This is a genomic window from Brevibacterium daeguense (genome assembly GCF_021729135.1).
Taxonomy (GTDB): Bacteria; Actinomycetota; Actinomycetes; order Actinomycetales; family Brevibacteriaceae; genus Brevibacterium; species Brevibacterium daeguense.
Genome location: NZ_JAJTWW010000016.1, coordinates 67,892 through 82,741 on the forward strand (window position 1 = coordinate 67,892; position 14,850 = coordinate 82,741).

General features: G+C 68.0%; 13 protein-coding genes. 3 read left to right on the forward strand and 10 right to left on the reverse strand.

Translation table 11 applies throughout. The features are described from left to right. Window positions 1-126: 126 nt before the first annotated feature. Genes narI through LXN01_RS12860 form a run of 4 tightly spaced genes read right to left on the reverse strand, consistent with a single transcriptional unit; the run spans window position 127 to window position 7,059 of the window. A complete protein-coding gene (gene narI, locus LXN01_RS12845; RefSeq protein ID WP_425547646.1) occupies window positions 127-957 on the reverse strand; it encodes a respiratory nitrate reductase subunit gamma in 831 nt (276 codons plus the stop codon). Then, complete coding sequence (gene narJ, locus LXN01_RS12850; RefSeq protein ID WP_236865780.1) at window positions 954-1,652, reverse strand: nitrate reductase molybdenum cofactor assembly chaperone; 699 nt, start codon at window positions 1,650-1,652, stop codon at window positions 954-956. The genes narI and narJ overlap by 4 nt, the downstream gene beginning before the upstream one ends. Continuing rightward, window positions 1,649-3,334 (reverse strand): nitrate reductase subunit beta, encoded by a 1,686-nt coding sequence (gene narH, locus LXN01_RS12855; RefSeq protein WP_236865781.1) that lies wholly within the window; start codon window positions 3,332-3,334, stop codon window positions 1,649-1,651. The genes narJ and narH overlap by 4 nt, the downstream gene beginning before the upstream one ends. Beyond that, entirely contained in the window at window positions 3,334-7,059 is a 3,726-nt protein-coding gene (locus LXN01_RS12860; RefSeq protein WP_236865782.1) for a nitrate reductase subunit alpha, read from the reverse strand. Before LXN01_RS12860 ends, narH begins: the two co-directional genes overlap by 1 nt. A gap of 364 nt (window positions 7,060-7,423) precedes the next feature. On the opposite strand from LXN01_RS12860, the gene LXN01_RS12865 reads away from it, so the two are divergent. From LXN01_RS12865 to LXN01_RS12875, 3 genes are all read left to right on the forward strand, one after another. After that, window positions 7,424-8,155, forward strand: coding sequence for a succinate dehydrogenase cytochrome b subunit (locus tag LXN01_RS12865; protein ID WP_236865783.1), 732 nt, complete (start codon window positions 7,424-7,426; stop codon window positions 8,153-8,155). 76 nt (window positions 8,156-8,231) lie between these two features. Then, window positions 8,232-10,208, forward strand: coding sequence for a fumarate reductase/succinate dehydrogenase flavoprotein subunit (locus tag LXN01_RS12870; RefSeq protein ID WP_236865785.1), 1,977 nt, complete (start codon window positions 8,232-8,234; stop codon window positions 10,206-10,208). After that, the gene (locus tag LXN01_RS12875; RefSeq protein ID WP_236865787.1) at window positions 10,205-10,963 is read left to right on the forward strand and encodes a succinate dehydrogenase/fumarate reductase iron-sulfur subunit; all 759 of its coding nucleotides are present in this window, start codon (window positions 10,205-10,207) and stop codon (window positions 10,961-10,963) included. The genes LXN01_RS12870 and LXN01_RS12875 overlap by 4 nt, the downstream gene beginning before the upstream one ends. Before the next feature lie 65 nt (window positions 10,964-11,028). Here the strand turns inward: LXN01_RS12875 and LXN01_RS12880 are convergent, their stop codons facing one another. The 6 genes from LXN01_RS12880 to LXN01_RS12905 form a co-directional block, all read right to left on the reverse strand. Continuing rightward, window positions 11,029-11,244 (reverse strand): hypothetical protein, encoded by a 216-nt coding sequence (locus LXN01_RS12880; protein ID WP_236865789.1) that lies wholly within the window; start codon window positions 11,242-11,244, stop codon window positions 11,029-11,031. Continuing rightward, window positions 11,241-11,693 carry a hypothetical protein gene (locus LXN01_RS12885; protein WP_236865791.1) on the reverse strand — a complete coding sequence of 151 codons (453 nt, stop codon included), beginning with the start codon at window positions 11,691-11,693 and terminating at the stop codon, window positions 11,241-11,243. The genes LXN01_RS12880 and LXN01_RS12885 overlap by 4 nt, the downstream gene beginning before the upstream one ends. Further along, window positions 11,690-12,016, reverse strand: coding sequence for a hypothetical protein (locus LXN01_RS12890; RefSeq protein WP_236865793.1), 327 nt, complete (start codon window positions 12,014-12,016; stop codon window positions 11,690-11,692). Before LXN01_RS12890 ends, LXN01_RS12885 begins: the two co-directional genes overlap by 4 nt. Beyond that, a complete protein-coding gene (locus tag LXN01_RS12895) occupies window positions 12,013-12,876 on the reverse strand; it encodes a slipin family protein (RefSeq protein ID WP_236865794.1) in 864 nt (287 codons plus the stop codon). Before LXN01_RS12895 ends, LXN01_RS12890 begins: the two co-directional genes overlap by 4 nt. Further along, complete coding sequence (locus tag LXN01_RS12900) at window positions 12,869-13,564, reverse strand: hypothetical protein (RefSeq protein ID WP_236865796.1); 696 nt, start codon at window positions 13,562-13,564, stop codon at window positions 12,869-12,871. Before LXN01_RS12900 ends, LXN01_RS12895 begins: the two co-directional genes overlap by 8 nt. Then, the coding region (locus LXN01_RS12905; RefSeq protein WP_236865798.1) for a cbb3-type cytochrome c oxidase subunit I at window positions 13,561-14,850 on the reverse strand (1,290 nt) is incomplete at its 5' end. The genes LXN01_RS12900 and LXN01_RS12905, both read right to left, overlap by 4 nt.

Genomic DNA, 14,850 nt, shown 5'->3' on the forward strand with positions numbered 1-14,850 from the left:
TGCGACTTCTTCAGGAGAGTAGGACTCATCGAAGTCGCACGACCTCTGAACATGTCGCACTCTACGTCCGCGCGCCCCGAAGTAGCTCCACGTCCGGACCTCGGGCTCGCGCCCCGGGCCCGACCGTCAGCGGGTGCGAGATCGGGTGGAGCCGCGAGCACGGTCCTGGGTGCCGATCGGCTCCCATCCGCGGCGGATGGGCACCATGCCAGCGGTGTCCTTCGAATCCCTGGACCGGTAGACGATGTAGGGCCGGAACAGGTAGTGCACCGGCGCGGTGAAGGCGTGGACCAGACGGGTGAAGGGCCAGATCGCGAACAGCGCCATCCCGAACAGCGCGTGCGTCTGGAACCCGATGCCGGAAGCCGCCATCGCCTGCACGTCCGGCTGCAGGATCCAGATCGACCGGAACCACGGCGAGACGGTCTGGCGATAGTCGACCGGCGTGGTGTCGAACACCGAGATGATCGTGACGCCCAGGCCGGTCAGCAGCGCGGCGACGAGCATGACGTACATGAACTTGTCGTTCTTCGTCGTCGCCATGAACACGGGTCCCGTGGTGCGCCTGCGGTAGATCAGCATCACGATCCCCACCAGTGTGCCGAAGCCGGCGACGAGGCCGATGCCCAGAGCCATGATGTGGTACGCGTGCTCGGACAGCCCGGCGGCGTCCGTCCAGGACCGCGGGATCACCAGGCCGACGAGGTGCCCGACCAGCACGGCGAGGATGCCGAAGTGGAACAGCGGCGAGGCGATCCGCAGGATGCGGGACTCGTACAGCTGGGACGATCGGGTGGTCCAGCCGAACTGGTCGTACTTGTAGCGCCAGATGGTGCCGCCGATGACGATCGCCAGCACAATATATGGCAGCGCTCCCCACAGCAGAATGTCCCAGACTCCGACGTCGACGGCCTCCGGCGCGGGCGCGGCCAGCAGCACCGGTGCAGACTGCATCATGCCTGGCTCCTCTCGGTCAGCGGCAGCAGCCGCGGGTCATAGGGATCGAGTCCCACCGACTCCGTCGGCGGTCCGTAGCCGGCCATGGCCATGACCGCCTGGCGCTCCTCCGGTGAGACGCCGGGCAGCGTCGAGCACACCAGCGCGAGGACGCCGCGGTGGGGCAGTCCGTCGTCGCGCAGTGCCAGCCGCAGCAGCTCCAGGGACGGCCGGTACCGCTGCAGGAGCTCGTAGCCGTCGACCGGTGAGATCCGGGCGGTGAATTCGAGCACGAGGGGCAGGTAGTCGGGCAGCTCGGAGTCGTCGAGCTCCGCGCCGCAGGACCGGTAGACCTGCTTGAACGCCGCCAGCGCCTCACCGCGCCTGCGGGTGTCGCCGTCGGTCCAGTAGGTCAGGTGCAGGCTGTGCCGCCGCGACAGGTCGAACTCCTGGACGTAATCGGCCTGCACGTCCTGGAGCGGGCGTTCGGTGAGCCAGGCGAACAGCTCGTCGACCTCGCCCAAGTCCGCGCCGACCTCCTCCAGGGCGCCCCGCACCATCGGAAGCCGGCCGAGCAGCTCCTCGTTCGGGTAGCTCAGCAGCACGGCGGCGGCCTGTCGGATGACAGCGCTGCGGGCGGGGTTGCGGGCCCGGGACGCACCCGGGTCCACAGTGCCCTTGCCGGGCTTGCCCAGGAGCTTCTCGAGCAGACTCATCGCGAGTGCCCCTCCTCATGGTCCTTGGGAGGGAACAGCCCCTGCGGGGCGCCGCGGCCGTCCCAGTTGAGCAGGTTGACCCTGCCCGCCAACTTCTCGTTGCCCGTCGGGTCGCCGCCCTGCTGGCGAGCCTGCAGGGCGTTGAAGTTCTCCACCGCAACCGGCATGGGCGTGCCGGATGCCTCGCCGAACACGCCGGTCTGGCCCATCCCGCCCATTCCCGGGCCGCCGTCCACGTCGAGCGAGCAGCCGATCTCCTCGAGGTTGTGGGCATCCTCGATGTGGGCGGTCGGGATGACGTAGCGCTCGTCGTACTTCGCGATCGCCATCAGCCGGTACATCTCCCGGATCTGCGAGCCCGTCATCCCCACGGCCTCGGCGATCGACTCGTCCGGCTCGTCGTCGAGGGCGATGTCGCGCATGTACGAGCGCATCGCCGCCAACCGGCGGAGCACGAGCGTGATGATCTCCGTGTCGCCTGCGGTGAAGAGCTCCGCGAGGTATTCGACGGGGATGCGCAGCGACTCGATCGCGCCGAACAGGTTGTCCGCGTCCTCGCCGTCGTGTCCCTGATCCTTGAGCAGGTCCACGACCGGCGACAGCGGCGGCACGTACCAGACCATCGGCATGGTGCGGTACTCCGGGTGCAGCGGCAGCGCGACCCGCAGCTCCTTGGCCAGCTTGTACACGGGCGAGCGCTGCGCGGCGTCCAGCCAGTCCTCGGCGATCCCGTCCTCGCGGGCCGCGGCGAGCACCTCGGGATCGTGCGGATCGAGCAGGATGTCGAGGTGGGCCTCGTAGAGGTCGCGCTCGTCGGGAGTGGCGGCCGCCTCGGTGACCCGGTCGGCGTCGTAGAGGAACAGCCCGATGTAGCGCAGCCGTCCCACGCAGGTCTCCGCGCACACCGTCGGGATGCCCACCTCGATGCGCGGATAGCAGAAGGTGCACTTCTCCGCCTTGCCCGACTTGTGGTTGTAGTACATCTTCTTGTACGGGCAGCCGGTGATGCACTGCCGCCATCCGCGGCACCGGTCCTGGTCGACGAGCACGATCCCGTCCTCGCTGCGCTTGTAGATCGCGCCGGAGGGGCAGGAGGCCATGCACGAGGGGTTGAGGCAGTGCTCGCAGATCCGGGGCAGGTAGAAGGCGAAGGTCTGCTCGAACTCGAACTTGATCTTGTCCTCGGACTCCTTGCGCACCTTCTCCACGATCGGGTCCAGATGACCCATCTCCGGAGCGCCGCCGAGGTTGTCGTCCCAGTTCGCCGACCACTCGATCTTCATGTCATCGCCGGTGATCAGCGACTTGGGGCGGGCGACGGGGAAGTCGTCCCCGGCCGGCGCGTGGAGCAGGTTCTCGTAGTCGTAGGTCCACGGCTCGTAGTAGTCGTCGAGCTCTGGCTGGACGGGGCTGGCGAAGATCCCGAACAGCTTCTGCAGCCGGCCCCCGGACTTGAGCTTGAGGTTGCCGCGCCGGTTGAGCTCCCAGCCGCCCTTCCACTTCTCCTGGTCCTCGTAACGGCGGGGATAGCCCTGCCCGGGCCGGGTCTCGACGTTGTTGAACCAGACGTATTCGGTGCCGGCGCGGTTGGTCCACGCCTGCTTGCACGTGACCGAGCAGGTGTGGCACCCGATGCATTTGTCGAGCGCCATCACCATCGCCACCTGGGCCATGACTCGCATCAGTAACGGACCTCCTGAGAGCGCTTGCGGACCACGGAGACGATGTCGCGCTGATTGCCGGTGGGCCCGAGGTAGTTGAAGGCCCAGGACAGGTGCGCGTAGCCGCCGACCATGTGGGTGGGTTTGACGAGGATGCGGGTGACCGAGTTGTGGATGCCGCCGCGCCGGCCGGTCGCCTCGGACTTGGGCACGTCGATGACGCGCTCCTGGGCGTGGTGGACGTAGACGACTCCCTGCGGCATCCGGTGGCTGACGATCGCCCGGGCGACGTAGACGCCGTTGGTGTTGACGCACTCGACCCAGTCGTTGTCGGAGACCTCGATGAGGGCCGCATCCTGCGGGCTCATCCACACCGAGGTGCCGCCTCGGGCCAGTGACAGCATGAAGAGGTTGTCCTGGTATTCGGAGTGGATCGACCACTTGTTGTGCGGGGTCAGGTACCGCAGCGCCACCGACAGCTCCCCGCGCTGCCCGAGCTTGGGCTCCCCGAACAGCCGGTTCATGTCGAGCGGCGGTCGGTAGATCGGCAGCATCTCGCCCATGTCCTTCATCCAGTCGTGGTCGAGGAAGAAGTGCATCCGACCGGTCAGCGTCCGGAAGGGGGTGAGGCGCTCGATGTTGATGGTGAACGGCGCGTACCTGCGCCCGCCGGTCTCCGAACCCGACCACTCCGGGGAGGTGATCACCGGCACCGGCGCGGCCTGGGTGTCCGCGAAGGTGATGTGCTTCTCCTCCGACCCGCGGGCCAGGTCGGTCAGCTGCACGCCGGTGCGCCGTTCGAGCTTCTCGAAGCCCTGGACGGCCAGCTCGCCGTTGGTGGTGCCGGAGAAGGCGAGGATCGCCTCGGCCATCCGGGCATCGGTGTTGATCGCCGGACGGCCGGCAGCCGCGCCGCTGTCGAACACGCCGTGCTTGCGTGCGAGCTGCGCGACCTGCTCGGACACGTCGTAGGTGATGTTCTTGGTGGTCAGGCCGAGCTTGTCCGCCAGCGGCCCGACCGCGAGGAACTTCTCGCCGATCGCCGTGAAGTCGCGCTCGACGATCTTGAGCTCGGGCAGGTTCTTCCCGGGCACGGCCGGCACGTCGGTGCCCTTCCAATCGGGCGCGTGCCCGCCCGGCTGGGCGAGCTGCCCGGGGGTGTCATGGGTGAGAGCGGTGGCGACCAGATCCTTGCGGACGCCGAGGTGGGTCTTGGCCTGGCGCGCCACCTCCTCGGACAGGAGGCGGAACAGATCGTAGTCGGTCTTCGACTCCCACGGCGGGGAGATCGCCGGGGAGAAGGCGTGGATGTAGGGGTGCATGTCCGTGGTGTTGATGTCGTGCTTCTCGTACCAGGTGGCGGCCGGGAACACGACATCGGACAGCAGGGTGGAGCTGGTCATCCGGAAGTCGGCGGACACCAGCAGATCGAGCTTGCCGATCGGCGCCTCCTCGTGCCACGTGACGTCCTCCGGCTTGGACTCGGAGTGGTCCTCGCCCATGACGTTGTGGTGGGTGCCGAGCAGGTGCTTGAGGAAGTACTCCTCACCCTTGGCCGAGGAGCCCAGCAGATTGGAGCGCCACAGCACCAGGGTGCGCGGCCAGTTCTGGGGTGCGTCGACATCCTCGACAGCGAACCGCATCTGCCCGGCCTTGAGCCGATCGGCGATCCACTGGGCCTCGTTGTCCGCCTCGCCACGGGCGACGCCGTCGATCGCGGCGTCGGCGGCGTCGAGGGAGTTCTCGTCGAACTGCGGGTAGAACGGCATCCAGCCGAGTCGGGTCGACTTCGCGATCACGTCGGCCGTGTGCATGCCCGTGAGGTGGCCTTCGGCCAGCGGGGACTGCAGCGAGTCGGAGGAGTAGCCGTCGGACCGGAACTGGTCGGTGTGCATGTACCAGAACGCGGTGCCGATCATGAATCGGGGCGGACGGGTCCAGTCGGTGGCCGCCGCCATCGCCGACCACCCGGTGATCGGTCGGGCCTTCTCCTGCCCCACATAGTGGGCCCAGCCACCGCCGTTGCGGCCCTGGCAGCCGGTGAGGATGAGCATGGCGAGGATCGCCCGGTAGGTGACATCGCCGTGGTACCACTGGCAGATGCCGGCACCCAGGATGATCATCGACCGGCCCTTGGACTTCTCGGAATTGGCCGCGAACTCCCGGGCGATGCGCGTGACCGCCTGCGCGGGCACGGAGGTGATCTCCTCCTGCCAGGCCGGGGTGTAGGGAGTGCCGACGTCCTCGTAGTCGGCGGCCCAGTCCCCGGGAAGCCCGGGACGGCCCACGCCGTACTGGGCGAGCATGAGGTCGAAGACGGTCGTGACCTTCCGGCCGGCGACCTCCGCGACGGGCACGCCCCGGGAGATCACCGAGCCTTCGCCGGTGGCGTCGGTGAATGCCGGCAGGTGGACGGGGCTGGTCGTTCCCCCGTAGGTCGCCGAGTCGGCCATCGACAGGGCCGGACGGATGCCCTGCAGGTCGAGATTCCACCTGCCCTCGTCCTGCTCGTTGTACCGGAATCCCAGCGAGCCGTTGGGCACGACAGGGGACCCGGAGTCCCGGTCGATGAGGACCGTCTTGAACTTCGGGTCCGGGGCTGCCGCCTCGGGCCCGCCGAGGTCGGCAGCGGTGAGGAACTTGCCGGGCACCACGGTGCCATCGGCCCGCTCATCGAGGGTGACGAGGAACGGCAGGTCGGTGTACTGGACCACGTAGTCCTCGAAGAAGGGCACTCGCCGGTCGACGAAGTTCTCCTTGAGGATGACGTGTCCCATCGCCATCGCGAGCGCGGCGTCGCTGCCGGCCTGCGCCGGCAGCCACTCATCGGCGAACTTCGTGTTGTCGGAGTAGTCCGGGCTGACCGAGACGACCTTGGTGCCCTTGTAGCGCGCCTCGACCATCCAGTGGGCGTCCGGGGTGCGGGTGACGGGAACGTTGGAGCCCCACATCATCAGGTAGGTCGAGTCCCACCAGTCACCGGACTCCGGAACGTCGGTCTGGTCGCCGAACACCTGCGGGCTGGCCACCGGCAGGTCGGCGTACCAGTCGTAGAAGCTGTTCATCACCCCGCCGATGAGGTTGATGAACCGTGCGCCGGCCGCGTGGGAGACCATCGACATCGCCGGGATCGGGGAGAATCCGGTGCACCGGTCGGGGCCGTACGTCTTGATCGTGTGGACGTGGGCGGCCGCGGTCATCTCGACGGCTTCCTGCCAGCTGGAGCGGACCAGCCCGCCCTTGCCGCGCGCCTGCATGAACCGGGTGCGCCGCTCGGGATCACCCACGATGTCGGCCCAGGCCAGGACCGGGTCGCCGTTCACCTTGGCCTTCGCCTCGCGGTACATCTCCAGCAGCACACCCCGGATGTAGGGGTAGCGCACCCGGGTGGGCGAGTAGGTGTACCAGGAGAAGGCAGCGCCGCGCGGGCATCCGCGCGGCTCGTATTCGGGGCGATCGGGGCCGACCGAGGGATAGTCGGTCTCCTGCGCCTCCCAGGTGATGATCCCGTCCTTGACGTAGACCTTCCATGAGCACGAGCCGGTGCAGTTGACGCCGTGAGTGGAGCGGACGACTTTGTCATGGCTCCAGCGGTTGCGGTAGAAGGCGTCCCCGGACCGTCCGCCTTCTCGGAACACGGCTCTCGAATCCGGAGTCTCCTCCCAGCGGGTGAAGAACTGTCCGAGCTTCAACAGGGCGTTTGCCGCGGGGCCGTCAGTGCCCGGCGCTTCGGGGCTGGCTGTCATGCAAGTCACACTAATGTCCCAGCTGAGCATGTCAATGGACGTTGCCGAAACGTTGGGTGACGAGTTTCGCCGCATCTTCTCCCTCCCCCGGAACATCAGCCGAAGACGGCGATCGAACCACGAGAGACTCGTGGGTGTGATCGTCGGGCTTCGACGGTTTTCACCGATTACCACCCACACTGCTGTGCTAATTCCGGTGATCAGGCCTGCGCCGGAGGAGGCCCCGCCCAATACAGAGGAGCTGCTGCCCTGCCCGGAGGAGTTGCCGGCGGAGCCATGGTCAATCAGCGCTTCTGCCCCTAGATTGGAGAGGGACGACATCCGGACAGAGCCGTTCGGAAATCTCCAGGCCGAGGGAGAACCAGTGAGCGCTGCCACCGTCTCGCGAACCACGTCGAAGCGTCCGGGAGGCTTCGGCTCGGGTCCTGCACTGCACGGGATCATGGCCGTCACCGGTCTGATCATGATCCTGTTCCTCATCGCCCACGCCTGGGGGAACTACAAGCTGTTCTCCGGGCAGGAGGCGTTCGATGGCTACTCCGCCTACCTGCGCACCGTGGGCGAGCCGATCCTGCCGTACAGCGGGGCGCTCTGGATCATGCGGACGGTGCTGCTGATCAGCGTGGTGGCCCATATCTGGGCGGCGGTCGTGCTCTGGGCGCGGATGCGGCGAGCGACCGCAGGCCGCGGATCGGCACGGTACGCCACCCGGAAGAGCCCGCGCGGCGTGCAGCGGAGCTACGCCTCATTCACGCTGCGCTGGGGCGGAGTGGTGATCGCCCTGTTCGTCGTCTACCACGTCCTGCACCTGACGGTGAACGTGATCGCGCCCGGCGGCGCCTCGGACAGCCCCTACCAGCGGATGGTCGGCGGATTCGCCGTGTGGTGGGTCGTGCTGAGCTACACCGTCGCCCTGCTGGCACTCGGCTTCCACCTTCGCCACGGCTTCTGGGAGGCGCTCGCATCGCTCGGCGCCAACCGCAGCCGCCGGCAGCGCCGCATCTACAGCGGAATCGCGCTCGCATTGGCGCTCGCCATCACCATCGGCTTCCTCATCCCGCCCTACGCGGTCCTCCTCGGATACACCGGCACGTGATCCGAATGCAGACCATGCCAGCCCCGCCGCTGCAGAGATCGAGAGCAGCGCTGAGCAGCGCTGAGACAGGAGCATCATGACGACACACGCCTCCGCTCCCTCCTCCGCCCCGCCCCGGCTCTTCGCCGAGGGCTCCCCGATCGTCGACTCCAAGGCGCCCGAGGCGCCACTTGCCGAGAAGTGGGACACGCGCCGGTTCGAGGCCGGTCTCGTCAGCCCCGCCAACCGACGTCGCCGGTCCGTCATCATCGTCGGCACCGGCCTGGCCGGCGCCTCGGCCGCGGCCACGCTTGGCGAGGCCGGCTACCGGGTGACGAGCTTCTGCTATCAAGACAGCGCCCGCCGCGCCCACAGCATCGCCGCACAGGGCGGCATCAACGCGGCCAAGGACTACCGCAACGACGGCGACAGCATCCATCGGCTGTTCTACGACACCATCAAGGGCGGCGACTACCGGTCCCGGGAGTCCAACGTCTACCGCCTGGCGCAGGTCAGCGCCGCGATCATCGACCAGGCGGTCGCGCAGGGCGTGCCCTTCGCGCGCGAGTACGGCGGGCTGCTCGACACCCGATCGTTCGGCGGCGTGCAGGTCTCCCGCACGTTCTACGCGCGCGGACAGACCGGCCAGCAGCTGCTGCTGGGCGCCTATCAGGCCCAGCAGCGGCAGGTGGCCGCCGGCACCGTCACCATTCATGCGCGCCACGAGATGCTCGACCTCGTCGTCGTGAACGGCCGCGCCCGCGGGGTCATCGTCCGCGACCTCGTCACCGGGGAGATCGAGACTCAGCTGGCCGATGCGGTCGTGCTGGCGACCGGCGGGTACTCCAACGTGTTCTACCTGTCGACCAACGCGATGGGCAGCAATGTCACCGCCACCTGGCGGGCGCACCGGAAGGGAGCGCTGTTCGCCAACCCGTGCTTCACCCAGATCCACCCCACGTGCATCCCGGTCAGCGGCGACTACCAGTCGAAGCTCACCCTGATGAGCGAATCGCTGCGCAACGACGGCCGGATCTGGGTGCCGAAGGACGCCGGGGACGAGCGGGAGCCGGGCGCGATCCCCGAGGAGGAGCGCGACTACTACCTGGAGCGGCAGTATCCCGCCTTCGGCAACCTCGTCCCCCGCGACGTGGCCTCCCGGGCGGCGAAGGAGGTCTGCGATGCCGGCCGCGGGGTGGGGCCCGGAGGCCGCGGCGTGTACCTGGACCTCGGCGATGTGATCGAGCGCCTGGGACGCGCTGCGGTGGCGGAGAAGTACGGCAACCTGTTCGACATGTACCAGCGGATCACCGGCGAGGATCCCTGGCAGCGCCCCATGCGCATCTACCCGGCCGTCCATTACACGATGGGCGGGCTGTGGGTCGACTACGACCTCGAATCGACCGTCCCCGGACTGTTCGTCATCGGAGAGGCGAACTTCTCCGACCACGGCGCGAACCGCCTCGGCGCCAGTGCTCTCATGCAGGGACTGGCGGACGGCTACTTCGTGCTGCCGATCACGCTGGCCCACTACCTGTCCGAGCATCCGGCGGAGGCGGATCTCGACGGTTCGCACCCGGACGTGGCGGCGGCGGCCGAGGCGGCGCAGCTCCGCCTCGACACCCTGTTGGAAGTCGGCGGCCAGCGCTCCGTGGACTCCTTCCACCGCCAACTGGGAGGCATCATGTGGGAGAAGTGCGGGATGGAGCGCTCGGCTGCAGGGCTGCAGGAGGCGCTCGGCGAGGTGCGCGCGCTGCGCGAGGAGTTCTGGTCGGATCTGCGGATCACCGGCCGCGCCGAGGAGCTCAACCAGGCTTTGGAGCGGGCCGGGCGGGTCGCCGACTTCTTCGAGCTGGCGGAGCTCATGTGCATCGACGCGCTGCACCGGGAGGAGTCCTGCGGCGGTCATTTCCGCGTCGAGAGCCAGACCGAGGACGGCGAGGCCCTGCGCGACGACGAGCGCTTCGCCTACGTCGCGGCCTGGGAGTACGCCGGAGCGGGCCGGCCGCCGGTCCTGCACCGCGAGGAGCTGCGATACGAGGCCGTGGAGATGAAGCAGAGGAGCTACACGTGAGACTCACCTTGCGCATCTGGCGCCAGCGCAGTGCCGAGGAGCCCGGCGAGATGGTCCCCTATCAGATCGACGGGGTCGAGGAGGACATGTCCTTCCTGGAGATGCTCGACGTGCTCAACGAGCAGCTGACCGCTGCCGGCGAGGACCCCGTCGCCTTCGACGACGACTGCCGGGAGGGCATCTGCGGAGCGTGCAGCCTGGTCGTCGACGGCATCGCCCATGGACCACAGGCGCGCACGACCGTGTGCCAGCTGCACCTGCGCCACTTCTCCGACGGCGACAGCATCGACATCGAGCCCTGGCGCTCCGGCAGCTTCCCCGTCATCAAGGACCTGGTCGTGGACCGCGGCGCGCTCGACAGGATCATCGAGGCCGGCGGCTACATCTCGGTGCCGACGGGGTCCGCACCGGACGCCCACGCCACGGTCGTGCCGAAGCCGGCTGCGGATCGGGCCTTCGATGCGGCGGTCTGCATCGGGTGCGGCGCCTGCGTCGCCGCCTGCCCAAACGGCTCCGCCATGCTGTTCACCGGCGCGAAGGCGACTCACCTCGGATCACTGCCGCAGGGACAGCCGGAGCGGAGGTCCCGCGCGCGGGCGATGGTCGAGCAGCACGACGCGGAGGGTTTCGGCGGCTGCACGCAGATCGGCGAGTGCGAGGCAGTGTGCCCGGTCGGCATCCCCCTGGACACGATCTCCCAGCTCAACGCCGACGTCCTCGGCAGCCTGCTGCGTCCCCGCCGGGAACACGGCTAGGACCGGATCTCCGCAGATCCTGCCGGGAGCCGGCCCTGGGTTGGGCGGAAGCCGGCCGCCTGGTCTCAGAACACGACGAAGCAGCTGACCCCGAAGAGGATGAGGAAGCCGAACAGCGCGAAGCTCAGGAAGTTGTTCTCGGCCGTACTGGGCGGTCTGTCCTCGGGTGTCCAGTCGTCCGTCGTCGTGGCGGTGCTCGGCAGGTCCTCGGTCGGTGCGAACGCGGATCGAGGCGACTCCGCACTGGCGCCTGCGCTTCTCGGATTGTTCGAGGTGCTCATGGTGTCACTCCCAGTCTGCCCAGTTCGGTGACGGTCGAGACCGCCAGGATCGCGAACACCGCACAGATGAATACCGTGTACGTCCAGCGGTGGGAGTGATCAGCGCGCCAGAAACGCTGCAGGCTGATCACTCCGTTGATCGCAGCGACGAGGCACAGCGCGAGTCCGACGGGAGCGGCAACCCAGCCGGCGAGGCTCAGGATCGGGACGAGGATCGGGATCACCACGTAGGTGATGAGGCAGCGGAGCGCGGAGATGACGACCGAGGTCCGGAAGGTGCGGTGCGCGCCTTCCCCGGACCTCAGGTCGACGTTCCTGACCCCGAGAATCCGGCGCATCAGCCGATCCGCGGCCCTGTCCGACCGGAAGCGGACGGGAACGGACGCCGGGGCGGCGAGAGCCGGCGCCTGCCCCGCGACCACCGGCGCCTGTGTGTGGGAGCTGCTCATGAGTCCTCTTCCCGGTTCTTGGACCGCGAATGCCGGATCAGCGTGGCCCCACCGAAACTGGCCACCACCAGACCGACAACGCCGATCAGCCCGCCGATGAAGAAGCCCCAGTACAGGGGCTCCATCCTGCTGTCAGCGTCGGGGCTGCCCAAGGTGCTGCCGATGAGGATGCCGAAGAAGGGGGCGAGCAGCGCCAGGACACTTCCGAGCAGCAGACGCCAGAAGCCGGGTGGGGTGGGCTCCAGGCGCACCCGCCTGCCCGGAGGTGCGGGAGTGTCGTCGTAGACGAGCTCGGTTTCGGCAGCTGGTTCAGTGTTCGTCATCGTGATCGCCCTTCTGCGGAGTCGTCGACAACAGCCAGTCCGCGTGTCTCGGTGGAGGTCCGTCCGGCCTTGGGCTCGGTGGGAGCACTGGTGCCGGGCGCGAGGTGTTCCAGGGCCCCCATCAAGGGCCCGATGATGTCCATCGGCAGCGGGAAGACCACCGTCGAGTTCTGATCGGCTCCGAGCTCGAGCAGGGTCTGCAGGTAGCGCAGCTGCAGCGAAGCAGGAGCCTCACTGAGGGTCTTCGCTGCGTCGCGCAGCTCCTCCGACGCCTCGAGCTCACCATGAGCGCTGATCACCTTGGCCCGGCGTTCACGCTCGGCCTCCGCCTGACGGGCCATCGCCCGCTGCATCATCTCGGGGATCTCCACGTCCTTGATCTCGACCACGGCGACATCCACACCCCACGGCACCGCCTGCTGGGCGATCGACCGATAGAGGTCCTCGTTGAGGTCTGCCCGATGGGCCAGGAGCGTGTCCAGGTCGGCGCGTCCGACCACGGACCGGAGAGTGGTCTGGGCGAACTGGGAGGTCGCCACCGCATGGTTCTCCACCGCCATCACCGAGCGCACGGGATCGGCCACTTTGAACATCACCACGGCATTCACGCGGGCGGTGACATTGTCACGCGTGATGACCTCCTGCGGCGGGATGGTCAAGGTCACCACCCGCTGATCGACCCGCACCGAACGGTCCAGGAACGGCAGCATGAACACGAGACCCGGTCCGAGCGGTCCCCGCAGCCGACCGAGGCGGAACACGACCAGCCGCTCGTACTCGCGCACCACCTTCAGCGAGGCGATCAGCAGTGCGAGCAGAAGAACGACCACGACGATCGCGATGATCGCTTGGCTAGGCATTTTCGTCGGCTTCCCTTCGTGCGGAGGTGTAGCGGGTCTGCCCGAGCACCAGCGGGACGCTCTCGGCAGGTCGCCGATCGGACGCATAGCTGGTCCGCCGGCGTTCGATCGTCTCGACCGCCAGGGCCCGGTCCTCGAGGTTCTCATCCAGGGACTTGAACAGCACCCCCTGAGGATCGACCGGAGTGTGGCGCAGATGAGACCACAGCGGAAGTCCGGCGACCGCGATCGCGAGGCCGGTGGCCAGCAGCACGACCTGCTGGGTCCAGCTCTCGACGACGAAGGAGCCGACCACCGGGAACACGACGGCGAGCACGGACACGGCGCAGGCGATGCCGCGGTGGAACCGGGCGGATTCCGAAGCCGGCCAGGAATCCACCTTCCGACCCAGCTCACGCCCGTCGTCCGACGAGGTGCAGCTGTCCTTGACCGGACAGGAATTGCAGACCGTGGGGCTGCCGCGATACCGCATCACGCGGTTCTCGGGGTCGAACGCCTGCGGCCACAGCCACTGGTCCTCAGGGCACAGCCACGCGTCGTGATCATCGTGGTACACGAATCCTCGGGTCTGCAGCTCTTCGTGGGCGGTATGGGCGCGCTTGGCGAGCAGGTCGATGCAGTAAGCGACCAGCAGCAGAGCCACCCCGTAGCCGCCGAACAGTCCCGTTGTGATTTCGAGGGCACTCATGATGTCGTCCCCTCCCCGTCATCGGGTCGCCGATCCGAGGCGTACCTGCTGGGGGGCGCAGTGTCCGCCACGGTCACGGAGCCCGCCGCCGGGGAGTGGGCGGATCCCGTCCGATCCTCACGGGCTTCCGGGTGCTCCTCGACGAACAGCGTCTCGGGCTCCATCCGCGTGACTGTGGCCTTGACGCCGTGCCGCACTCCCAGCCAGGCGATGTACACGAACGGGAGGATGCCTCCGATCAGGAACACCACGTCGCCGGGCATGCGCATCCATTCCAGCGCCAGGTTCCCCGGCTCGGTGAGGTAGCCCAGCGTGCGAGCTTCGAAGTAGCCCTGGTTGACGGAGGCCCACAGCTGCAGCACGCCGAGCGGCAGCAGGGTCGCGAACATCATCCATGCGAGCCCGATGTTCAGCGACCAGAAGGACAGTCGCGCGAGCTTCTCGGGCCACCTCTCGGGCGGGATGATGTAGCGCAGCGCGAACAGCGCCAGGCCGACGGCCATCATCCCGTACACGCCCATCATCGAGCCGTGCGCATGGTTCGCCGTCAGCGAGGTGCCGATCTGGTAGTAGGAGACGATCGGCAGATTCACCAGGAAGCCGAAGACGCCCGCTCCCAGGAAGTTCCAGAAGCCGACGGCCACGAGGAACATCACCGCCCAGCGGTGCGGGAACGGCCCGCTGGAACGCGATTCCTGGCGCGCGCCCAGCTGCAGGAACGTCCAGGCCTCGATGGTGAGGAAGGTCAGCGGGATCACCTCCAGCGCCGAGAAGACCGCGCCGAGCGCCATGTGCTCGACCGGCGTGCCGGAGAAGTACAGATGGTGCATGGTGCCGATGACTCCACCCGCGGAGTACAGGATGACGTCGAGGAGGATGATCTGGATCGCGATCTTGCGACGCACGACGCCCAGCATCACGAACAGGTAGGCCACCATCACCGTGGTGAACAGCTCCAGGAAGTCCTCGACCCACAGGTGCACCACCCAGAACCGCCAGAACTCGGCGACGGTCAGGTGCGTCTCGTTGGTCGCCAGCAGACCGACGCCGTAGAACGCCGGGATCGCGAGCGCCGCGTAGACGAACAGCCAGGGCATGTTGAACTTCGACTCCGTGCGCAGCCGCGAGCGGATCGCGCGGACGATGATGAGGAACCACAGGAACAGCCCGACCACCAGGAGGATCTGGAAGACGCGGGGCAAGTCCAGGTACTCCCACTGCTGGGAGAAGAGCGGTGAGCCCTCGGCCCAGTCCGGGCCGTAGATGCTGATCGCGGTGCCACCGAA